The organism is Micromonospora sp. NPDC047740 (assembly GCF_043204735.1).
Classification (GTDB): domain Bacteria; phylum Actinomycetota; class Actinomycetes; order Mycobacteriales; family Micromonosporaceae; genus Micromonospora.
Genome location: NZ_JBIDCT010000001.1, coordinates 528,634 through 549,620 on the forward strand (window position 1 = coordinate 528,634; position 20,987 = coordinate 549,620).

Consider the following 20,987-nt stretch of genomic DNA (forward strand, 5'->3'; position numbering starts at 1 on the left):
ACACACCCTGTCCCTTCCCGACGCCCGCCCCATAGGGTTCTGTAGCGGACTGATTACGGGGAGGCGTACGTCGATGGGTGCAATGCTGGAGCCGAGCCTGCTGCCGGACACTCACCACGCTGTCACCAGCCCTGACCGCCAGCCGGACCGGACCAACTGGAAGGGTTTCCTCCGACTCGCCCGGCTCCGCTTCCTGCTCTACAACCTCCTGCCGGTGGGCCTCGCCGTGGCGGTCTCGGTGCACCAGGGCCACCCGCTCGACGTCACCTGGTACGCGGTCGCCCAGCTGTTCGCGTGGACCGTCCACGTGATGACCCACTACTGCAACGAGTACTTCGACCTGGAGGCCGACCGCGCGAACGTCTACTTCACTCCGTGGACGGGCGGCAGCCGGGCACTGGTGGACGGGTCGGTCGCGCCCGTGGTGTCGCTCGGCGTCGCGTTCGTACTGTTCAGCGTGTCCACCCTGATGGTGGCGGTCATGCCGTCCTGGCCGGCACGCCTGCTCGCCACCGCGGCCGTGGTGCTGGCCTGGTTCTACACCGCACCGCCGGTACGGCTGAACTATCGAGGCGCGGGCGAGCTCACGGTCGCCGTGATCCTCAACGGACTCTGGCCCGCGGTCGCCGTGGTGCTCCAGACCGGCACCATACCGATGCTGCTGGTGGCCGTGCTGGCACCCACGGCGATGCTGCAGGTGGCGCGGATGATGGTGATGAACCTGGGCGACCGCCGATCGGACGCCGCAGTCGGCAAGCGCACCCTGCCGGTCATCGTCGGCTACCAGCCGGCGGTGCGCCTGATCGTCGCCGCGCAGCCCATCGCGTACGCGATGCTCACCGCCTTCGCGCTGCTCGGTTGGGTGCCGTGGCTGGTCTGGGCCGTCATGGCCGCCACCGCGCCACTGTCGGTCTGGCTCGTCCGGCAGCTGCGCCGTGGCGCGATGCGCGACCTCGACCCCGGGCGCATGACGCCGGTGGTCTTCTGGGCCTCCAACCACGTGTCCCTGATCGTCGCGGCGGCGATGCTCGGCGTGATCCTGGACGCGGCACGGCGGTCCGCCGACACCGGCGCACTGGCCGTGCTCGGCGCGGTCCTCGCCGGCTACGTCGCCCTGTTCGCCCACCGCCTGTGGTTGGCGCGCCGCGCCTCGGCCTGAGATGGAAAAGGATCCGGTTACGACTGACTTCAGCGGCCCGGGCCGGCGGCGGGCGAGTGCGACCTGACGTCAGCCGGCGAGCACACCCGGCCGTCCCGCATCGCCACGGTCCGGTCGGCCAGGTGCAGGTACTGCAGGTCGTGGGTGACCAGGACGGTGGCCACCTGCTGCTCGCGGGTGATGTCGCGCAGCAGCCGCACCACGACCGCGCCGCGATCGTGATCGAGCGCGGAGGTGGGTTCGTCGACCAGCAGCAGGGCGGGGGCACCCATCAACGCGCGGGCGACCCCGACGCGCTGACGTTCCCCGCCGGACAGCTGGTGCGGGCGCTTGTGCGCCTTGCCGCCGAGACCTACCCGGTCGAGCAACGCGCGGGCGCGGGCCTCGGCCGAGCGCCGGGATCCGCCGGACAGGTGCGCGACGAGCAGGAGCTGGTCGAGGGCGGTGAGCGAGGCCAGCAGGTTGGCCTGCTGGAAGACGAATCCGATGCGTTCGCGCCGGAGCCGGTCGCAGCCCTGCTGATCGAGGGAGGTGACGTCGATGTCCTCGATCCGTACCGTGCCGGAGTCCGGGCTGGTCAGCGCGCCGGCGACCGCTAGCAGGCTGGACTTGCCGGAGCCGGACGGCCCGGTCACCGCCACCAGTTCACCCGCGGCGATCCGCAGGTCGACCGCGTCGAGTGCGATCAGGCGGCGGTCCCCGTCGGGGTAGGTGAGGCGGACATCAGTCAGGGTGAGAGTCATCGGGCTGCCCCCAGGGCGGTGAGCGGGTCCACGGTGCTGACCCGGCGGACGGAGAAGGCGGCGCCGAGCGCGCCGACGGCGAGCATCGCCGCGAGCGGGACGGCAACCGTGGTGGCGTCCAGGACGAACGGCACCACCCGGGCGGCCACCGCACCCAGGCCGGCGGCGGCGCCGGCACCGACGGCGGCACCCACCAGCAGGACGATCCCGGCCTGGGCGAGGGCGTCGCGCAGCAGGTAGGCGCGGCTACCGCCGAGCGCGCGGACCACCGCCAGGTCGGTGCCGCGTTGCATGGTCCAGACGGTGAAGAAGGCGCCGACAACCAGGGCGGAGACCGCCAGCAGCAGGCCCCGCATCAGGTTGAGCGAGCCCTGCTCGGAGGCGTAGCCGCCGACCGCGGTGAACGCCTCGTCGCGGCTGGCGGTCGTGACGCCGGCGGCGCCAGCCGCATCGCCGCCGGTCGAGGCGACGGCGGTGATGCTGTCCGTCCGGGCCAGGTCCTGCCAGGTGCTGATCGGGGCATACACGACGGGCAGATGGTTGAACGAGGTGGTGGCCACGACCGCGGCCACCGTGACCCGCTGCCCGGCGACGGCGACGAGGTCGCCGACCGACACCGACTGCGCCTCGGCCAGATCGGCGGTGAGGGCCACCTCGGCGCCGCTCGGTGCCCGGCCCTGCCGCACTGCCGGATACAGCTCAGGATCGCCGCCAATCAGGGTCACCGTCGTGGCCCCGCCGTCGGCTTGCAGGCGGGTGGTCGACACACCGAGTGGCCACGCGGCGGTGACCCCCGGCTGCGCCGCCACGGTGACTGCCGAGTCCGCCGGTAGGGTGCTGGTGGCGAAGGACACCTGTTGGCCGTCGGTCGGCTGCTGGAACGAGACGTGGTCGACGGGGAGCGCCGCCACCGCCGACACGCTGGCCGCCCCCAGTCCCGCGGTCAGCCCGGTCAGCAGCACCACCAGCAACGTCATCAACGCGATGACGGTGCCCAGGAGGGCGAACCGGCCCCGGGCGAATCGAAGATCACGTACTGCGATGAACATGCCACAAGCCTTCCCGCCAGCACCGACGGTGCCATCGGACCGGGGCTGGGACGTGCGGAGACGAAAGAGGCATGGGTGAACCCATCAAAAGTTGGGGGTCGGGCCGGGCACCGGCCGTTACCGTCGACAGGGCCATGGATCACCAGCAGCCGCGTGTCGCGGCGGTCACGCTGACCCTGCTCCGTCGGGCCGAGCACGTCCTGTTCGTCGCACTGCTGCTGGTGGGCGCCCTACGCGCCGCAGGGTCCGGCCGTCCACCGGTCGGCGTGCTGGTCACCGCGGCGGCGGTGGTGGCCCTGTGGTACCTGCTGGGCGTCGTACTCGCCCGGCGCGCTCGACGACCGGTGGTGGCCGGGCTGTGGTTCGCCGGGCTCGCCGCCGGCTGGATCGGGCTGGCCGCGTTGTCGGTGGACTTCGTGTGGCTGGCGTTCGCCCTGTTCCTGCTGGCCATGCAGCTACTCCCGCGGATGCTCGGGCCGTTGGTCGTCGCGGGGTTGGCGGCGGTGGCCGTCGCCGCGTTCTCGGCACATCAGGGCCGGCTGAGTCTTCCCGCGGTGCTCGGCCCGGTCATCGGCGCTGGTGTGGCCATCGTGATCATGACCGTCTACCGGGATCTCCGACAGCAGAACGAGCTGACCGCGCGGCTGCTGGCCGACCTCACCGCCGCGCAGGGCCAACTCGCCGCCGCACAGCGCCACGCCGGCATGCTCGCCGAGCGCGAACGGCTCGCCGGCGAGATCCACGACACCGTCGCCCAGAGCCTGTCCACGATCGTCCTGCTGGTGAAGTCGACCGCCGGTCGCTGGCCGGACGCTCCGGCGGCCGCCCACCGCCAACTGGACGCCGCCGTCGAGGCCGCGCAGTCGGCGTTGGAGGACACGCGGCGCCTTATCCGCGCCCTCACCCCCGCCCCGCTGGCCGGCCGCCCGCTCACCGAGGCGCTCGGCCACCTGGTCGACGACAGCCGCCGCCTCGGCCTCGACGCCCGGATCACCGTCGACGGCCTTCCCTACGCACTGCCCACCCCGGTGGAGGTCGCCCTGCTCCGGGTCGGACAGGAGGCCACCGCCAACGTCCGCGCGCACGCCGCGGCCGACCGGGTGAACCTCACCCTGACCTTCCTGCCCGGGACGGTCAGCCTCGACGTCGTCGACAACGGGCGGGGGTTCGACCCCGACCAGCCGTTCAACCCCACGACCGGCACCGGTCTGGGCCTGGCCACCATGCGCCGCCGACTCGCCGCCGTCGGTGGCACGCTCGTCGTCGAATCCGCTCCCGGACAGGGCACCGCGATCAGCGCTGCCATCCCTACCGAAGGGGAACCGTCGTGACCCGCGCGCCCCGTCCTGCCGAACCGATCCGCGTCTTCATCGTCGACGATCACCCCATCGTCCGACGCGGACTGCGGGCGGCGCTGGATGCCGATCCGGGCATCACGGTCGTCGGGGAGGCCGCCACCGGGATCGACGCGATCGCACAGGTCGAAGCCAGCGCTCCTGACGTGGTCCTCATGGACCTGCACCTGGGGCCAGGGATCAACGGCGCGGAGGTCACCCGGCGGATCCTGGCCCACCCCCGACCACCACGGGTGCTGGTCCTGACCACCTACGACAGCGACGCCGACATCCTGCCCGCCATCACCGCCGGCGCCACGGGATACCTGCTCAAGGACACCGAACCTGACGACCTGCTGACCGCCATCCGCTCCGCCGCCGCGGGCGAAACCGTGCTCGCCCCCGCCATCGCCACCCGCCTGATCACCCGGGTACGCGCTCCCGGGCGGGCGCTGACCCCACGCGAGCTCGAGATCCTGCAGATGGTCGCCGAGGGCCACAGCAACCACGCCATCGCCCGGGCCACGTTCATCACCGAGGCCACCGTCAAGTCCCATCTCGTCCAGGTGTTCAGCAAGCTCAATGTCGACAACCGCACCGCCGCGGTCGCCGAAGGCCGCCGCCGCGGGCTCATTCCCTAGTCGGCACGTGGCCGGCTCCAGTTCCGCTCTGCGGTGAACCATCAGGTTCCTCCGGCCGGGTCATTGGGGCCCGACGTGGCTTCTCGTCCGGCCGGCCGGCCGCGCGGCGGGAGCGAAACGTCGTGCGGTACACCTGGGGCGATACTCCGAGTTCCCGGCGGAAGCTGTACCGCAGGTTGCCCGCCGAGCCGATGCCGGTACGTGCGGCGATCTGCTCGACCGACTCGTCGCTGGCCTCGAGCAGCCGCTGCGCGGCGAGGATCCGCTCCCGCATGAGCCACTGGTGCGGGCTCATGCCGGTGAGCCGGTGAAAGCGCCGGGTCAGCGTCCGCGGGCTCATGTGCACCTGGGCGCCCAGCGCGCGCAGCGACCACCGCTGGTCCAGATGCCGACGCATCCAGTCGAGCAGGTCCGGCAGCGGATCGCCGGGGTCGGGACTCAGCGGTGAGTCGACGAACTGGGCCTGGCCGCCGCTGCGGTAACCGGCCAGCACCAGCCGCTGAGCCAGGGTGGCGGCGGCATCCGCGCCGAAATCGCCGCGTACGACGTGCAGCGCGAGGTCCATTCCAGCCGACATGCCCGCGGCGGTGAGGATCCGGCGATCGTCGACGAACAGGGCGCGCGGGTCCACGGTGGCGGACGGGAAGAGCGAGGCGAGCAGCGGGGCCATCGCCCAGTGCGTGGTGGCCCGCCGCTGATCGAGGAGACCGGCGTGGCCGAGCACGAACGCGCCGGTGCAGATCGACATGATGCGCGCGCCCCGCCGGTACGCGCGGCGCAGGGTCGCCAGCAACGCCTGCGGGGGGACCTCGTGTTCTCTCGTCCAGCCGGGAACGATCAGCAGGTCGGCCCGTTCCGCCTCGTCGAGTCCGTACGGGGCCTGGACGGTGACCCCGCCGTCGAGCTCGACCGGCCCCGGTGCCACCCCGCACGTCCTGCTCCGATACCACGATCCGAACCGGCCGGAGTAGTCCACGCCGAAGATCTCATTGACGGTCACGTAGTCGAAGCTGCCCGCGCCGGTGTAGGCCAACAGGGCCACCCCGGGTCCGTCGAGCGGCATCGGCGGCCTCCCACCACTCACACCACCTCCGCCCGGCTGGCGGGAGGCGGATCGAGGCACATCCTAGAAACCCGACGGGTGGGCGCGGCGGTGATGCCCGGTCAGGTATCGACAGGATCAGGTCAGCCGCCGGCCAGGTTGTTACGGGCGGGTCAGTCCCGGTCCTAGCGTTCGTCCCTGACGCCGGGCGGGTCGAGGCCCCCGGCCCACACGAGAGGCAACTGCCGTGAGTGAGACTCTCCCCCAGTTCGGGCGAAGGACGTTCCTGCTCGCCGCCACGGCCGTGACGGTCGCCGGCTCCACGGGCGTGGCTGAGCTGGCGAGCGCGGCCCCGGCGAGCAGGACAGGGCGAGGGACCCTGGCGTCCCGGTCGGTCGGTGCGTTCGAGGTGATCCCGCTGCTGGACGCGGCCGGGCCGTTCTTCCTCGACCGGCAGGTCGCGTTTTCCGACGCGACGCCCCACGACTGGGACCTCGCCCGGGCCGTCGACCCGGCCGCCTTCGGCCCCGGGGAATCCTGGCAGCTCGACTTCCGCTGCTTCGCGATCCGCGGGCCGCGAGGCCGGCTGATGCTGGTCGACACCGGAGTAGGACCCGACGGCAGTCCCGCCGCGGCCTGGGCGCCGACGCCGGGCCGGCTTCCGTCCGAGCTCGAGCGCGCCGGCATCGACCCGGCGGAGGTCGACACGGTGGTGTTGACCCACCTGCACGAGGACCACTTCGGCTGGTCCGTCGGGCTGGACGCAACACCGATGTTCCCCAACGCCAGGTACGTCGTGCAACAGCGCGAGGTGGCTGGCCTGCCAGACGGCGACGCCGCCCGGTCATACATCGTCGACCCGCTGCGGGCGACCGGCCTGCTGGACGAGGTGGACGGTGCCACCCGGCTCGCGTCGGCCCCTGGCCGGTCGGGTGGGTCGATCCGCGTCGTACCAACTCCGGGACACACTCCGGGTCACCAGTCGGTCGTCGTCGACGCCGGCCGCGAGCAGGTGATCGTGACCGGTGATGTGCTGGTCCACGCCGTCCAACTCGTCGACCCCGCGGTGGCCTACCGGTACGAAGCGGACCCCGACGTCGCGCGTCGGACCCGTCAGCGGCTCCTCGACGAGGCGCGCGCCAGCCGCGCCGTGCTGGCCACCGCACACCTGAACCACCCCTGGACCGAACTGGCGTGAGTCACCCAGGCTGATAAGTCACAGTCGCCGTGCTGACCCGGGCGTCAACGGGCGGGGGTGCTACCCGACGGTCTGGAAGGAGCGCTTGGAGAAGCCCATCATGTAGCCGTCGATGGCGGTGAGGACCGGTCGGTCGGGTTGGTCGGCAGCCCCGAGGGTGATGAACAGCGGTATGTAGTGGTCGGCGGTGGGATGCGCGTAGGGCATGCCGGGGGCGCGGGTCTGGTAGGCGGCGAGTTCGTCAAGGTCGCCGCGGGCGAGGGCGTCGGCGGCCCAGGCGTCGAAGTCGGACGACCAGGCGGGGACGGTGCCGCGGGTGAACATCTCCCGGGTGACGAACGGCAGGCCGTGTGTCATGAAGCCGGAGCCGATGACGAGGACGCCTTCCTCGCGCAGCGGGCGTAGGCGGGCACCCAACTGGAGCAGGCGGGCCGGATTCTGGGTCGGCATGCTGAGCTGGAGCACCGGGACATCGGCCAGCGGATACATGGCCATCAGCGGCACCCAGGCCCCGTGGTCGAGACCGCGGCTGGGGTGCTGGTGGAGTGGTTCGCCGGCCGGCATGGCCCCGGCCACTCGCTTGGCGAGGGAGCCGGCGTCGGGTGTGTCGTACCGCAGCGTGTAGTAGCGCGGGTGGAAGCCGCCGAAGTCGTAGACCAGCGGGGTGTGCGCGGCCGACGCGGACAGGCTCAGCGGGGCGCTCTCCCAGTGCGCCGAGATGATCAGGATGCTGCGGGGCTTCGGCAGCGATTGGGCCCAGTCGAACAGCTGCCGGATCCAGGGTCCGTCGTCGAACAGCGGCGGTGCGCCGTGGCTGAGGTAGAGGGCGGGCAGCGGCCCGTCCGCGGGGGCCCACTCCCGCTGGGCCCGGGCGCGGGGGAGGGCCTCGGTGAGGAACCGGTCGTACGCGCCGGCGGGCACGGCCGGGTTGAGGATGGAGGTCATGTCGGCACCTCTCGTGCGGGTGTGGGGGGCGGTCAACCGGGGCAGCTGCCGTCCGGGTCGACGACACGCATGATGCGGTGGCCGATGTCGCGCAGCTGTCGCTGCTGCGCCTTGGTGAGCGGGTCGAAGACGAGGGTGCGTACCGCCTCGACATGGCCGGGCGCGGTCTCGACGACCTTGGCCCAGCCCTGCTCGGTGAGGATCGCCAGGGTGTAGCGGCCGTCGGTGGGATCCGGAGTGCGGCGTACCCAGCCGCGCTTTTCCAGCCGGCCGACCACCTGTGAGAGGCGTGAGAGTGACCCTTCGGCCAGCACGGCCAGCTCGCTCATGCGCAGTGTGCGGTCGGGCGCCTCGGACAGCCCGGCCAGCACCTGGTACTCGAAGTGGCTGATCCCGGCATCTCGCTGCAACTGGGCGTCCAGCGCCGACGGCAGCCTGATCAGCACGCTGACCAGGGCGAGCCAGGTCTGCCTCTCCTCGGCGTCCAGCCAGCGCGGCTCCTGCGGCGTCTCCATGCCTCCAGCATAACTTCACGCCTGAAGTGATCCAGGTCACCCGTCACTTGTAGCTTGAAGTGATCCGCTCTACGGTTCGCTCAGCGCTTGAAGTCATGAGAGGTCCGGGAGGGCCGTGATGAACATCGTTCTGTGGATCATCGCCAGTCTGCTGGCCGTCGCGTTCCTCGCCGCCGGGGCGATGAAGCTGGTCCAGTCGAAGGAGAAGCTGGCCGCCTCCGGCATGGGCTGGACGGAGAACGCCAGCGCCAGCACGATCAAACTCATCGGCGCGCTGGAGTTGCTCGCCGCGGTCGGGCTGATCCTGCCCGCCGCGCTCGACATCGCCCCCGTGCTGGTGCCGCTGGCCGCGCTGGGGCTCGTCCTCGTCATGCTCGGCGCGATCGTCGTGCACGCCCGCCGCAAGGAGTCCCAGAGCATCGTCGTCAACGTGGTGCTGCTGGTGCTGGCCGCCGTGGTGGCCTGGAGCCGGTTCGGCCCCTGGTCGTTCACCTCCTGACCGCGCCGGCCGGCTCAGCCGCCGTTGGGTGCTGAGCCGGCACCGCCCGGTCGAGGGTGCCGGAGCGGGCGACGATCACCGCCGGTCGCGCAGGGACCGATCGGTACGCAGGTAGGTGAGGACCGCCAGCACCCGCCGGTTGGTGTCGTCGCTGGGCGGCAGGTCGAGCTTGGTCAGGATGTTTCCCACGTGCTTGCCGATCGCCGCCTCGGTGACGTGGAGCCTCGCCGCGATCGCCGCGTTGGAATGGCCCTCGGCGAGCCGTGCGAGCACCTCGCGTTCGCGGGCGGACAGGGCGGCCAGCGGATCGCGGGGGCGGTGCAGCAGCTGCCGGACGACGTCCGGGTCGATGGCCGCGCCGCCGTCCACGACTCGGCGCAGAGTGTCGGCGAACTCGGCGACGTCGGCCACCCGGTCCTTGAGCAGGTAGCCGACGTGTCGGCCGTCGCCGCTGTCGAGCAGCGCGGAGGCGTACTCGGTCTGCACGTACTGGCTCAGCACCACGACGGCCAGGTGCGGCCGCTCCTCACGGAGGGCGACGGCCGCCCGCAGGCCGTCGTCGCGATGGTGCGGCGGCATGCGGATGTCGGTCACGAGCAGGTCCGGCTCGTGCGCGCGGACCGCGTCCAGCAGGTCCGGCGCCGACCCGACTGCGGCGACCACCTCGAAGTCGAACCGGGTCAGCAGGCCGACGAGACCCTCGCGCAGGAGGACCTCGTCTTCGGCGAGCACGACACGGGTCATCGGCGGCACGGCAGCTCCACCCGGACGAGGGTAGGGCCGCCGGCGGGGCTCGCGAGCAGCAACCGCCCGTTGACCGCGGCGACCCGGTCGGCGAGGCCGGTCAGGCCGGTGCCCCGGGCCGGGTCCGCGCCGCCCCGGCCGTCGTCCTCGACCTCCACGACGAGGTGGCGATCGGTCTGGGTCAGCCGCACCTCGGCCCGGGTCGCGTGGGCGTGCCGGGCGACGTTGCCCAGGGACTCCGACACCACGAAGTAGGCGGTGGTCTCCACCAGTTCCGGCACCGGCTGGGTGAGGTCGGCGCGTACGCCGACGGGGATGGTGGCCTCGCCGGCCAGTTCCCGGACGGCGCCGGCCAGGCCGAGCTCGGTGAGGTTCTGCGGGCGGATGCCCTGCACGATCTGCCGGAGCGTGACCATCAGGTCCTTGGCCTGTTCGTGCGCGACGGCCAGCGGCCGGGCGGCGGGTGAGTCCTCGGGCACGTCGAGCCGGGCCAGCCCCAGTTGCAGGGTCAGGCTGGTGAGCCGCGGCTGCGCGCCGTCGTGCACGTCGCGCTCGATGCGGCGACGTTCCGCCTCGTAAGCGTCGACCAGGCGGGCTCGGGAGCGGGTGACCTCCCGCAGCGCCGCCCGGTCGTCGGGCGGCGCGCCGAGCAGCCACCGGGCCAGCGCCGCCTGGACGGCGACGAGCAACCCGGCCAGATACCACAGCATCGGGACGAAGAGGACGCCCACGACGGCGTACGGGATCGCCTGGCGGGCGGTGTCGACAGTGCTCCAGACCACGACGACCTGGTCGGCGTCGCCGGCCAGCCAGGGGCTGGCGATCAGCGTGAGGTCCAGCAGGGCGAGCAGCGTGAGCAGCCAGTACGCGATCGGCACGACGCCGCCCAGGAAGAAGGCGTAGGCGACCTCCCGCCAGGCCGTGGCGCTGGTGTAGCGCGCCGCCAGGCCCCGGAAGCTGTGCTCGGGCAGTGGGCGCGGGTCGACGATGCCGAGCCGCCGCCGTTCGAGCATGGTCACCGGGATGCTCACGATTGGGGCGAGCGCCAGCACGACGAGGCCGGCGACGGTCAGGAACAGGACGATGGGCAGCTCGACGGGGCGGTCTTGCGGTGCCGCGTTGACCATCGCCAGCAACGGCGCCCCGACGACGAGCAGCCCGACCGCCAGCACGCCGGCGACCGGCACGGTGGTGACGGCGTACGCCAGTGCGCGCCAGGGCCATGCGGAGATCAGATAGCCGCGTCGGCGAAGTGCCTCCGCCAGGTGAAGGGGTCTGCCCAAGGTCATGCGAAAGACGCTAGCCAGGCGCAACCGGCGGGCCCAGCCGGCTGAATCCACTCTTCGGGTATGCCCAGCCCTACCTGACATTGACGCACTGGGCCCAGTGCGGCGCCCAGCGCGGGACGGTGGACTTTGCCCATGCGTATCCATCGCCTGGGCTCGTACAGCTGGCTGCTGGCCACACCGCTGTTCCTGGTCGCGAACGTGATCACCGGGCTGGCGTGGCGGCAGCCGCGCTTCAGCTGGGCCACCCACAACATCAGCGACCTGGGCAATGTGACCTGCGGGGTGTGGGACAGCACCCGGCCGCGCGAGGTCTGCTCACCATGGCATGCGGCGATGAACGGGGCCATGATCGTCACCGGTCTGCTGCTCGCGCTCGGGGTGCTGCTCACCTGGTCGGCGCTCGGCCGTGGGCTCGCCACCCGGGCGGCACAGGTGCTGACGCTCGCCGGTGCGGGCGGATACGTCCTGGCCGGGGCGTATCCGGCGGACGTGCACGAGAACAACCACTTCCTGGCGGCACTGCTGATCTTCGTACTGGGCAACGTCGGGATGCTGGTGGCGTCGCTGGCCCGGCGGTCGCCGATCCTTGGCGCGATGCGCGAGGACAGCCTTGCGCTGGGCCTGACCGGCCTGGCCGGCACGGCCCTGTTCCTGGCCCAGGTCGACCTTGGCTTCGGCGTCGGCGGCATGGAACGGGTGGCCGTGTTCCCCCTGATGGCCTGGACCGTCGCGCTCGCGGTGCGGCTCACGCGTACGCCGCCGGTCGCTGACCGACTCCTATGCTGACCGGATGGACCTGGAGTTCAGCGGCGAGCTGTGGTTCTGGCGGGGACCCGCGCCGTTCCACTTCGTCACCGTCCCGGACGAGCAGTGCGGTGCGCTGGAAGCGGCTTCCGCAGCCGTGACCTACGGCTGGGGGATGATCCCTGTCGCGGCGCGCATCGGGAGCACCAACTGGCGGACGTCTCTCTTTCCGAAGGACGGGCGGTACATCGTGCCGGTGAAGGCGTCGGTGCGGAAGGCGGAAGGGCTCGAGGTGGGCGAGGTGGTGACGGTCCGGCTCACCCTGGACGTGTGAACAGCGACGAGTGCGGGGTGCTCGGCACGCCCGCGCTCCGCCGCGTCGCGACTCCTCGACCGGTCAGCTCCACCGGCCCCGGTGCACGACCTCGTCGACCGGGCGGCGCCGGTTGCGGAGGTCGCGGGGCGGCTCGTCGCTGTAGCCGATCGAGATCGCGCCGATCGGGGTGAACTGCGGCGGCACGCCGAACGCCTCGCGGAACGCGTCGATCCGGTCCACCGGCATGCCGAAGAAACACGCGCCCAGTCCGGCGTCGACCGCGGTCAGCAGCATCAGCAGCGACGCCATCCCCGTGTCGATGTCCCAGTACGGGGCGGGCCACCAGGCGTCCGACCGGTCGACGAACCCCTTGTCGGGCTGGGCGTAGCGGTCCAGGTAGGCGTCCTTGTTCGAGTGGGGAACGATCAGCAGCGGGGACTCGACCCGCGCCGCGAACCAGTTCTCGGGCCCCTCCTCGGGCCGTACGGCGTCCCGGAACCGCGCGATGTCGGCCGGGTTGTCGAGCACCAGGAAGCCCCAGCCCTGGGAGAAACCTGCCGACGGCGCCCGCAGCCCGTTGTGGACGATGCGCTCGACGACGTCGGGGGGTACCGGCCGGTCCGGGTCGTAGCTGCGCACCATCCGTCGCCGCCGGACAACATCCTGAAAATCCATGACCGGAACTTAGTTGCTCGGCCGGCCCGACGTGGCCCCACGCCGTCCGGGCCGGCGGCTGCTCGGGTCGCGCCACCTCATGACCGAGGCACTGCTGGCGCTGACCGGTCCATGCGGGTTCAGCCTGCTCTCAGCATGGGCGTGGGAGTTTGCCGGCATGACCCTTACCAAATCAGCCCAAACGCGACAGATGCTCAACAAGGTCCCTGAGGTCACCGTCTACTTCTGGATCATCAAGGTCCTCTCGACCACGGTGGGTGAGACGGCGGCGGACTTTCTCAACGTCAACCTTCACTTCGGCCTGACCGGCACCACGCTGGTCATGGCCGTCGCGCTGGCCGCGGTGCTCGTCTGGCAGTTCCGGGCCCGGCGGTACGTGGCGGGGATCTACTGGCTGGCGGTGGTGCTGGTCAGCATCGTCGGCACGCTGATCACGGACAATCTGACCGACAGCCTTGGCGTCCCACTCGAGGTGAGCACGGCGGTGTTCGCCGTGGCCCTCGCCGCCACCTTCGCCATCTGGTACCGCAGTGAGGGCACTCTGTCGATCCACTCGATTGTCACCGCCCGCCGGGAGGGCTTCTACTGGGCGGCGATCCTGTTCACCTTCGCGCTCGGCACGGCGGCCGGCGATCTGTTGTCCGAGGGGTTCGACCTGGGCTACTGGCGCTCCGGGTTGATCTTCGCCGCGCTGATCGCCGTGGTCGGGGCGGCGTACGCTGGGTCGTGGCTGAACCCGATCCTGGCGTTCTGGATCGCCTACGTGCTGACTCGCCCGCTCGGCGCGTCGCTCGGTGATTACCTCTCGCAGGGGCGTGACGAAGGTGGCCTCGGTGTCGGCCCGGTGATCACCAGCGGTCTGTTCCTGGCGACGATCGTTGTCCTGGTCGGCTACCTGGGCGTGACGAGGCGCGATGCGTCGCTCCCGCTCGTCAACCGCGACGAGAGGGATCTGGCGGCGCGGCGGTGACTGCGGCGCCGCTGCCCACCATGCCCGGGGTTGGCGTCGCCCGGTGGTGCCGCCGGGCGGGAAGGCGACGTCGGCCCGAGAGGAGCCGCGGGTCTGGAGACAGGATGGGAGCGGAACTGGTGCGAGTGCTTGTCGTCGAGGACGAGACCGCTCTGGCGGAGGTGATCCGCGCGGGTCTGGTCGAGGAGGGGCTCGCCGTCGACGTGCAGCACACCGGCCCGGACGGGCTCTGGGCGGCCAGCGAGAACGCCTACGACGTGGTCGTGCTCGACATCATGCTGCCCGGCCTCAGCGGCTACGAGGTGTGCCGCCAGTTGCGTTCGCGCGGCGTGTGGACGCCGGTGCTGATGCTGACCGCCAAGGAGGGCGAGTACGACCAGGCCGACGCCCTCGATCTCGGCGCCGACGACTACCTGACCAAACCGTTCTCCTTCGTGGTGCTGGTGGCCCGGCTCCGCGCCCTGGTCCGCCGGGGTGCCCCCGCACGCCCGGTGGTGCTGGCCGCCGGTGACCTGACGCTGGATCCCGCGCGGCGGCTGGTCGCCCGGGCCGGGCAGCCGGTCCGGGTCACCGCGCGCGAGTTCGCCTTGCTGGAGTTCCTGATGCGCCATCGCGGGGACGTGGTGTCCAAGACCCAGATCATCGAGAACGTCTGGGATGCCCACTTCGACGGCGATCCCAACATCGTCGAGGTGTACATCGGCTACCTGCGTCGCAAGATCGACCAGCCGTTCGGCCGGTCGGCCATCCAGACGGAGCGGGGGATGGGGTACCGGTTGGCGGCCGATGGCGGCTGACGGAAAACGCACTGTTCGCCTCTCCGTGCCTTCTCCGGCCGGCGGTGCCTACGCTGCGGAGATGGCGGGCAGGCGCGGGTCGTTCAGCGACCTGGTCCGGTGGGTGCGCAGGCGCCTGGGGGTGCGCCTGCGTTCGGCGTTGGCCGCCGCGGTGGTGGTGGCGTTTGCCTTTGCCGTCGGCGCGGCGGCCTTCGTCTGCCTGGCTCGGATGGACCTGGTCGGCAACGTTGACGCCACGGCCCGGCAGCGGGCGGCCGAGGTGGCCTCGGCGGTGGCGGCCGGCGACCCGGCGGCGATCGCCCAGACGTTGAAGCCCAGCCCGGGGGAGCAGACGCTGGTGCAGGTTCTCGACCCCTCCGGTCGGGTTGAGGCCGCCTCGGCTGCGCTCTCCGGCGCCGCGCCGCTGTCCCCGCTGCGTCCCCGCCCCGGCGAGGTGCTGCACGAGCAGCGGCTGCTGCCGTTCGCCGACGAGGACCCGTACCGGGTGGTCGCCGAAGGGGTCGCCGTCGGCTCGGGCACCACGACCGTGTTGGTGGCGCAGTCGCTGCGGCCGGTGAACGAGAGCACGGAGGCGGTCGCCGCCATCCTGATCGCCGGACTGCCACCGATGCTGCTCGTGGTCGGCGCTGCGGTGTTCCTGTTCGTCGGGCGGTCGCTGCACGCGGTCGAGGCGATCCGTCGCCGGGTCGCCGGCATCACCGCTCGTGACCTGCATGCCCGGGTCCCGGTACCGACCGCCCACGACGAAGTGGCGGCGCTCGCGGAGACGATGAACAGCATGCTCGACCGGCTGGACACGGCGGCGGCGAGCCAGCGGCGGTTCGTGGCCGACGCCAGCCACGAACTGCGTAGCCCGCTGGCCACCCTGCAGGCCGGGCTGGACCGGCTGGCGCTGAGCCCGCGGACCGCCGCCTCCGAGGAATTGGTCGGGCTGCTGCGCGTCGAGTCGGAGCGCCTCGGCCGCCTCGTGTCCGATCTCCTGCTGCTCGCGCGCATCGACGAGCTGGGTGCCACGGGGGGCCATGACGACGTCGATCTGGACGACCTGGCCTATACCGAGCGGAGGCGGATCGCCGCCCGCCGGCCCGATCTGACCGTCCGTGCCCACCTCGCTCCGGTACGGGTCAGTGGCGACGCGCACGACCTCAGCCGGGCGCTGCGAAACCTGACCGACAACGCCGCCCGGCACGCGCGCTCCGAGGTGGCGCTGCACGTTTCGGTACGGGAGGGGTGGGGTTGCGTCGAGGTCGGCGACGACGGGCCGGGTGTCCCCGAAGACCAGTGGGAGCGCATCTTCGACCGGTTCGTCCGGTTGGACGACAGCCGGGCCCGCGCCGACGGCGGGAGCGGCCTCGGGCTGCCGATCACCCGGGAGATCATCGCCGCGCATGGCGGCACTGTGCAGGTCGTGCCCGGACCGGGCCTGAGGGTCCGCATCCTTCTGCCGCTCAGCTGCGGCACCCGGTCGCACTGACGCTGCCTTCGTCCGTTTCAGGCTCCTCTCAGGTGCTGGCGTGCAGGCTGGCGGCAGCCGGCCGTACGGGGGGGAGCCGGGTCGACCAGGAAGCGTGGTACGGGATGAACTACCACCTGTTCGAGCTGATCAACGCCGCAGCCGGGCGCAGCGACCCGATCGATGACATCTTCGAGTGGTCGGCGGTGTGGCTGATCTTTGTCCTCGGCGTCGTGGCGGCGGTCCCCGTGCTGCGTAGCGTGCGGGCGCGACCAGCCGCCGTCGTGCGGGTCGCGGCGGTGCTCGCGGTGGCGTTCGTGGTCGGGCAGGTCGTCGCCGCCGTCAGCACCGAGGTGCGACCGTTCCAGACCCATTCGGTGCATCAGTTGATTCCGCATGCCGCGGGGCCGTCGCTGCCCAGCGACCACGCGACGGCGGCCTTCGCGGTGGCGTTCGCGGTGGGGGCGTTTCTGTCCCGGCGGTGGGGGGTAGCGCTGACGGTGTTGGCCACCATCATCGGATTCGCCCGGATCTGGGCGGGGGTGCACTACCCGGCGGACATCCTCGCCGGCGTGTTCATTGCTGCCGCCGCCGTCGCCGTCGTCCACGCCGGTGGGCGGGCGTACGACCGGTGGGCACAGCAGCGGAGCCCGCGCCCGACCGTCGGTCGGTAGCCCCACGTCCCCCGCCGTCCTGGAGGTGCTCGTGCCATCGCCCCAGCCGTTGCTCGCTGCGGGTCCAAGTGTCCTCAACCCGGAGTGGCTGATCTCCACTTTCGGACTGATCGGCATCCTGGCCATCGTGTTCGCCGAGTCCGGGCTGCTGATCGGGTTCTTCCTGCCGGGCGATTCGCTGCTGTTCACCGCCGGGCTGCTCGTCGCCGACGGCCGGTACCTGCACCAGCCGCTGTGGTTGCTCTGCCTGCTGGTGGCCGTGGCCGCCATCGCCGGTGACCAGGTGGGTTACCTGTTCGGCAAGCGGGTCGGCCCGAGCCTGTTCCGCCGCCCCAACTCGCGACTGTTCAAGCAGGAGAACGTGCAGCGGGCCAACGAGTTCTTCGCCCGCTACGGGGCCCGATCGATCGTGCTGGCCCGGTTCGTGCCCATCGTGCGTACCTTCACCCCGATCATCGCCGGTGTCTCCCGCATGCACTACCGCACGTTCCTGATCTTCAACGTCATCGGCGGGACGCTGTGGGGAGTGGGCGTCACCGTCCTCGGCTACTTCCTCGGCCAGATCGCCTTCGTCAGGTCCAACATCGAGATCATCCTCATCGGCATCGTCGTGGTCTCGGTCCTGCCCATCGGCATCCAACTGCTGCGGTCCCACCGCCGGGCCGCCCAGGTTGATCCTGTGGAGCCGGCGAGGGTCCCGAAGGCCTGATCAAGGCCAGGGTCGCCACGCGTTGGTCCAGAACCCGGGCCGCCCACCTCCGGCGGTAACGGAGCTAGCCATTGATCCGTTCGCTAAACCGGTCTAGCATCTCCCAAACCGGTTTAGCGGCCGAGTGGTCGCTCCTGGCGGTACGGGAGGGAGGCCGAGTTGGTGGCCCAACGTCGACCGACGATCACCGACGTCGCCCGTGCCGCGGGTGTCTCCAAGGGCGCGGTCTCCTTCGCCCTCAACGGCCGGCCGGGGGTGGCCGAGGAGACCCGCCAGCGCATTCTGGCGGTGGCGAAGGAGCTGGGCTGGACGCCGAGCCACCGCGCCCGAGCCCTGTCCACCTCCCGGGCGTTCGCGGTCGGCCTGGTGCTCGCCCGCCCGCCGGAGCTGCTCGGCGCCGATCCGTTCTTCCCCGCCTTCATCGCCGGCGTGGAACGCGTCCTCGCCGAGCGGAACCAGGCGCTGGTCCTCCAGGTCGTCACCAGCCAGCGAGCGGAGGAGGACGGCTACCGGCGGCTGGCCGCCGACGGGCGGGTGGACGGGGTGTTCCTGCTGGACCTGCGGATCGCCGATCCGCGGATCGCCCTGCTGAAGGAGCTGCGGCTGCCCGCCGTCACCCTCGGCCGTCCCGACGTGGCCAGCCCGTTCCCGGCGGTGCTCGTCGACGACCGGCCGGGGATCGCCGCCGCCGTACGGCATCTGGTCGAGTTGGGGCACCGGCACGTCGCCCACGTCGCCGGTCCGGAACACTTCCTGCACGGTTCCGCACGGCGGGACGCCTGGGAGGACGCGCTCCGGGATGCCGGGTTGCCCCCCGGCCCCTGTGTGCCCTCCGACTTCTCGGCCGCCGGTGGGGCCCGGGCCACCCACCACCTGCTCGACCTGACCGACCCGCCGAGCGCGATCATCTACGCCAACGACGTGATGGCGATGGCCGGCATGGCGGTGGCCCGGGAACGCGGGCTCGACGTCCCCGGCCAGCTCTCCGTCACCGGCTTCGACGACACGGAACTGGCCGCCCACATCAGCCCGGCCCTGACCAGTGTCCGGACCGATCCGTCCGGCTGGGGCGGCGTCGCCGCCCGTACCTTGCTCGATCTCATCGCCGGCACCGGCGGCCCGGACGTCGAGATGCCTCCCGCGCAGCTCGTCGTTCGCGCCTCCACCGCTGCACCACCACCCACACCACACCAAGCGCCGTGACCACGCCGCCTGGGCATCGCCTCGGCCTGGTCAGCCCCGCGTCACGGCAGTCGAGATCGGAGACCGACATGAGACGTACCGTCCCCGCCGCATTCCTCGTCCTCTCCCTCGGCCTCACCGCAGCCTGCGGTGACGGCGGCTCCGGCACCAAGGCCGACTCCTCGGCCAAGGGGCCCATCACCATCTGGCTGTCGAACAACAAGGAGGAGCTGGCCTGGGGTAAGGCCATGGTCGAGGCGTGGAACGGCCAGCACGCCGACCAGAAGATCACCGCCCAGGAGATCCCCGCCGGCAAGTCCTCCGAGGAGGTCATCGGCGCCGCGATCACCGCCGGCAACGCGCCGTGCCTGATCTTCAACACCGCCCCGGCCGCCGTGCCGCAGTTCCAGAAGCAGGGCGGGCTCGTGGCGCTCGACAGCTTCGACGGCGCCGCCGACTACATCAAGCAGCGCACGGGTGCCGCCGCCGACCAGTACAAGTCCGCCGACGGCAAGTTCTACCAGATGCCCTGGAAGTCCAACCCCGTGATGATCTTCTACAACAAGGAGATCCTCGCGAAGGCCGGCGTCGACCAGGACAACCCCCCGCTCGCCACGTACGACGACTTCCTCGCCACCGCCCGCAAGATCAAGTCGTCCGGCGCCGCGCCGGCCGCGATCTACCCGGCCCCGAGCAGCGAGTTCTTCCAGTCGTGGTTCGACTACTACCCGCTGTTCGCCGCGGAGACCGGCGGCAAGCAGCTGGTCGAGAACGGCAAGGCCCAGTTCGACTCGCCCGAAGGGCTGCGGGTCGCGGAGTTCTGGAAGAAGCTCTACGACGAGGGTCTCGCGCCGAAGGAGAAGTACAACGGCGACTCGTTCGCCGACGGCAAGGCCGCGATGGCCATCGTCGGCCCGTGGGCGATCGCGGTGTACGGCGAGAAGGTGAAGTGGGGGGCGGCCCCGGTGCCGACCTCCACCGGCAAGCCCGCGGCCGAGGTCAAGACCTTCAGCGACGCCAAGAACGTCGCGATGTACTCGGCGTGCAAGAACCGCGGCACCGCGTGGGAGGTGCTGAAGTTCGCCACCAGCAAGGAGCAGGATGGCGCCCTGCTGGAGGCCACCGGCCAGATGCCGCTGCGGGCGGACCTGCCGTCGACCTACCCGGACTACTTCACGAAGAACCCGGCCTACAAGAGCTTCGCCGAGCAGGCCGGGCGCACCGTCGAGGTGCCGAACGTGGCCAACTCCATCACAATCTGGCAGACCTTCCGCGACGCGTACTCCGAGTCGGTCATCTTCGGCAAGCGGCCGCTGCCGGATGCGTTCTCCGAGGCCGCGAAGAAGGCCACCGGGCTGGCCGGGCAGTCCTGATGTCCGGGCCGCTCAGTCGGGATGTCTCCCGGCGCGGCCCGCGGCGCTGGGTGGCGGCCGTTCTCGGTCGCCACCCGGTCGGCGCGGTTCTCGTCGCGCCGTATGCGGTGTTCCTCGCGCTGGTGTTCGCCTACCCGTTCGGGTTCGCGGTGTGGATCAGCTTCCACGACTATTTCTTCACCGCACCGGGCGTGCCGGTCGACCGCCCGTTCGTCGGGCTGGCGAACTACACCGCCGTCCTCGGTGATCCGGCCGTCCGGCAGGCGTTCGGGAACATCATCGTGTTCCTCCTGATCAACGTGCCGCTCACCACCGTCCTGGCGCTGCTGCTGGCGAACGCGCTCAACGGCGCCATCCGCGGACGCACCTTCCTCCGGGTGGCCTACTACGTGCCGTACGTGACCGCGAGCGTCGCGGTGGTGGGCGTGTGGCTGTTCCTGTTCAACTCTGGCGGCCTGGTCAACAAGCTCCTCGGTCCGCTGGCGCCGGACCCGTCCTGGCTGGTCAGCGAGCACCTGGCGATGCCGACCGTCGCGGTTTACGTCGCCTGGAAGCAGCTCGGCTTCTTCATTCTGCTCTACCTGGCCGCGTTGCAGAACGTGCCGAACGAGCTGTACGAATCAGCGGCGGTGGACGGGGCCAGCCGATGGCAACGGTTCCGTTCGGTGACCGTGCCGGCGGTCCGCCCCGCCACCACGCTCGTCGTGATCGTGGCGACCATCACCGGCGCGAACCTGTTCACCGAGCCGTACCTGCTCACCGGCGGCGGCGGGCCGAACGGCGCGTCCACGTCGCCGGTGCTGCTGATGTACCAGCGCGGCATCGAACAGGCGCAGCCGGACGTCGCGGCTGCCATCGGCGTGCTGCTCGTGATCGGGGTCGTCGTCGTCTCGCTGATCAACCGGCGGATCCTGGAGAGGCCCTGATGACACGCGT

Annotated in this window: 23 protein-coding genes; 15 read left to right on the top strand and 8 right to left on the bottom strand. The window is 71.4% G+C overall.

Annotated elements, in window-relative coordinates; all coding sequences use genetic code 11:
* The first annotated feature begins 73 nt into the window (after positions 1 to 73).
* Positions 74 to 1,159 (top strand): prenyltransferase, encoded by a 1,086-nt coding sequence (locus ACGF4F_RS02310; protein ID WP_393074032.1) that lies wholly within the window; start codon positions 74 to 76, stop codon positions 1,157 to 1,159.
* Positions 1,160 to 1,188: 29 nt separating this feature from the next.
* Here the strand turns inward: ACGF4F_RS02310 and ACGF4F_RS02315 are convergent, their stop codons facing one another.
* Together ACGF4F_RS02315 and ACGF4F_RS02320 are read right to left on the bottom strand one after the other, a co-directional pair.
* A complete protein-coding gene (locus ACGF4F_RS02315) occupies positions 1,189 to 1,902 on the bottom strand; it encodes an ABC transporter ATP-binding protein (protein WP_357435411.1) in 714 nt (237 codons plus the stop codon).
* Positions 1,899 to 2,951: an ABC transporter permease gene (locus tag ACGF4F_RS02320; protein ID WP_357435409.1), complete on the bottom strand. Its 1,053-nt coding sequence runs from the start codon at positions 2,949 to 2,951 to the stop codon at positions 1,899 to 1,901. The genes ACGF4F_RS02315 and ACGF4F_RS02320 overlap by 4 nt, the downstream gene beginning before the upstream one ends.
* A 134-nt stretch (positions 2,952 to 3,085) precedes the next feature.
* Here ACGF4F_RS02320 and ACGF4F_RS02325 point away from each other — a divergent pair, with 134 nt between their 5' ends.
* The gene (locus ACGF4F_RS02325; RefSeq protein ID WP_357435407.1) at positions 3,086 to 4,282 is read left to right on the top strand and encodes a sensor histidine kinase; all 1,197 of its coding nucleotides are present in this window, start codon (positions 3,086 to 3,088) and stop codon (positions 4,280 to 4,282) included.
* The gene (locus tag ACGF4F_RS02330; protein ID WP_357435405.1) at positions 4,279 to 4,926 is read left to right on the top strand and encodes a response regulator transcription factor; all 648 of its coding nucleotides are present in this window, start codon (positions 4,279 to 4,281) and stop codon (positions 4,924 to 4,926) included. Before ACGF4F_RS02325 ends, ACGF4F_RS02330 begins: the two co-directional genes overlap by 4 nt.
* Here ACGF4F_RS02330 and ACGF4F_RS02335 read toward each other — a convergent pair.
* On the bottom strand, positions 4,916 to 5,989 hold the full coding sequence (locus ACGF4F_RS02335) for a helix-turn-helix domain-containing protein (protein WP_357435403.1): 1,074 nt from the start codon (positions 5,987 to 5,989) through the stop codon (positions 4,916 to 4,918). The genes ACGF4F_RS02330 and ACGF4F_RS02335 overlap by 11 nt on opposite strands.
* 226 nt (positions 5,990 to 6,215) lie before the next feature.
* Between ACGF4F_RS02335 and ACGF4F_RS02340 the strand changes: the two genes are divergently transcribed.
* A complete protein-coding gene (locus ACGF4F_RS02340) occupies positions 6,216 to 7,166 on the top strand; it encodes an MBL fold metallo-hydrolase (RefSeq protein ID WP_357435401.1) in 951 nt (316 codons plus the stop codon).
* Positions 7,167 to 7,226: 60 nt separating this feature from the next.
* Here ACGF4F_RS02340 and ACGF4F_RS02345 read toward each other — a convergent pair whose 3' ends face one another.
* Together ACGF4F_RS02345 and ACGF4F_RS02350 are read right to left on the bottom strand one after the other, a co-directional pair.
* Complete coding sequence (locus ACGF4F_RS02345; protein WP_393074039.1) at positions 7,227 to 8,111, bottom strand: dioxygenase; 885 nt, start codon at positions 8,109 to 8,111, stop codon at positions 7,227 to 7,229.
* A gap of 32 nt (positions 8,112 to 8,143) precedes the next feature.
* Positions 8,144 to 8,626, bottom strand: a complete 483-nt coding sequence (locus ACGF4F_RS02350) for a MarR family winged helix-turn-helix transcriptional regulator (RefSeq protein ID WP_393074042.1) — start codon at positions 8,624 to 8,626, stop codon at positions 8,144 to 8,146.
* A gap of 118 nt (positions 8,627 to 8,744) precedes the next feature.
* On the opposite strand from ACGF4F_RS02350, the gene ACGF4F_RS02355 reads away from it, so the two are divergent.
* Positions 8,745 to 9,125, top strand: coding sequence for a DoxX family protein (locus tag ACGF4F_RS02355; RefSeq protein WP_357435395.1), 381 nt, complete (start codon positions 8,745 to 8,747; stop codon positions 9,123 to 9,125).
* A 75-nt stretch (positions 9,126 to 9,200) separates the two neighbouring features.
* Here ACGF4F_RS02355 and ACGF4F_RS02360 read toward each other — a convergent pair whose 3' ends face one another.
* Complete coding sequence (locus tag ACGF4F_RS02360; RefSeq protein ID WP_393074046.1) at positions 9,201 to 9,878, bottom strand: response regulator; 678 nt, start codon at positions 9,876 to 9,878, stop codon at positions 9,201 to 9,203.
* Positions 9,866 to 11,158: a sensor histidine kinase gene (locus ACGF4F_RS02365; RefSeq protein ID WP_393074050.1), complete on the bottom strand. Its 1,293-nt coding sequence runs from the start codon at positions 11,156 to 11,158 to the stop codon at positions 9,866 to 9,868. The genes ACGF4F_RS02360 and ACGF4F_RS02365 overlap by 13 nt, the downstream gene beginning before the upstream one ends.
* Positions 11,159 to 11,290: 132 nt before the next feature.
* Here ACGF4F_RS02365 and ACGF4F_RS02370 point away from each other — a divergent pair, with 132 nt between their 5' ends.
* Positions 11,291 to 11,944, top strand: coding sequence for a DUF998 domain-containing protein (locus ACGF4F_RS02370; protein WP_357435391.1), 654 nt, complete (start codon positions 11,291 to 11,293; stop codon positions 11,942 to 11,944).
* Between the two features lie 4 nt (positions 11,945 to 11,948).
* Positions 11,949 to 12,236 carry a DUF1905 domain-containing protein gene (locus ACGF4F_RS02375; protein WP_357435389.1) on the top strand — a complete coding sequence of 96 codons (288 nt, stop codon included), beginning with the start codon at positions 11,949 to 11,951 and terminating at the stop codon, positions 12,234 to 12,236.
* Between the two features lie 63 nt (positions 12,237 to 12,299).
* Here the strand turns inward: ACGF4F_RS02375 and ACGF4F_RS02380 are convergent, their stop codons facing one another.
* On the bottom strand, positions 12,300 to 12,893 hold the full coding sequence (locus ACGF4F_RS02380) for a nitroreductase family protein (RefSeq protein WP_393074055.1): 594 nt from the start codon (positions 12,891 to 12,893) through the stop codon (positions 12,300 to 12,302).
* A gap of 190 nt (positions 12,894 to 13,083) precedes the next feature.
* On the opposite strand from ACGF4F_RS02380, the gene ACGF4F_RS02385 reads away from it, so the two are divergent.
* From ACGF4F_RS02385 to ACGF4F_RS02420, 8 genes are all read left to right on the top strand, one after another.
* Positions 13,084 to 13,863, top strand: coding sequence for a hypothetical protein (locus ACGF4F_RS02385; RefSeq protein WP_393074058.1), 780 nt, complete (start codon positions 13,084 to 13,086; stop codon positions 13,861 to 13,863).
* A gap of 119 nt (positions 13,864 to 13,982) precedes the next feature.
* Positions 13,983 to 14,660, top strand: coding sequence for a response regulator transcription factor (locus tag ACGF4F_RS02390; RefSeq protein WP_073835446.1), 678 nt, complete (start codon positions 13,983 to 13,985; stop codon positions 14,658 to 14,660).
* A 61-nt stretch (positions 14,661 to 14,721) separates the two neighbouring features.
* Positions 14,722 to 16,134: a sensor histidine kinase gene (locus ACGF4F_RS02395; RefSeq protein ID WP_393074061.1), complete on the top strand. Its 1,413-nt coding sequence runs from the start codon at positions 14,722 to 14,724 to the stop codon at positions 16,132 to 16,134.
* Positions 16,135 to 16,238: 104 nt separating this feature from the next.
* Complete coding sequence (locus ACGF4F_RS02400) at positions 16,239 to 16,787, top strand: phosphatase PAP2 family protein (protein WP_393074064.1); 549 nt, start codon at positions 16,239 to 16,241, stop codon at positions 16,785 to 16,787.
* 31 nt (positions 16,788 to 16,818) lie between these two features.
* Positions 16,819 to 17,496, top strand: coding sequence for a DedA family protein (locus ACGF4F_RS02405; RefSeq protein ID WP_393074067.1), 678 nt, complete (start codon positions 16,819 to 16,821; stop codon positions 17,494 to 17,496).
* Positions 17,497 to 17,658: 162 nt separating this feature from the next.
* Entirely contained in the window at positions 17,659 to 18,699 is a 1,041-nt protein-coding gene (locus ACGF4F_RS02410) for a LacI family DNA-binding transcriptional regulator (protein ID WP_393074070.1), read from the top strand.
* Positions 18,700 to 18,767: 68 nt separating this feature from the next.
* On the top strand, positions 18,768 to 20,051 hold the full coding sequence (locus tag ACGF4F_RS02415; protein ID WP_357435377.1) for an extracellular solute-binding protein: 1,284 nt from the start codon (positions 18,768 to 18,770) through the stop codon (positions 20,049 to 20,051).
* Entirely contained in the window at positions 20,051 to 20,977 is a 927-nt protein-coding gene (locus ACGF4F_RS02420) for a carbohydrate ABC transporter permease (RefSeq protein WP_393074073.1), read from the top strand. Before ACGF4F_RS02415 ends, ACGF4F_RS02420 begins: the two co-directional genes overlap by 1 nt.
* Positions 20,978 to 20,987: the final 10 nt, after the last annotated feature.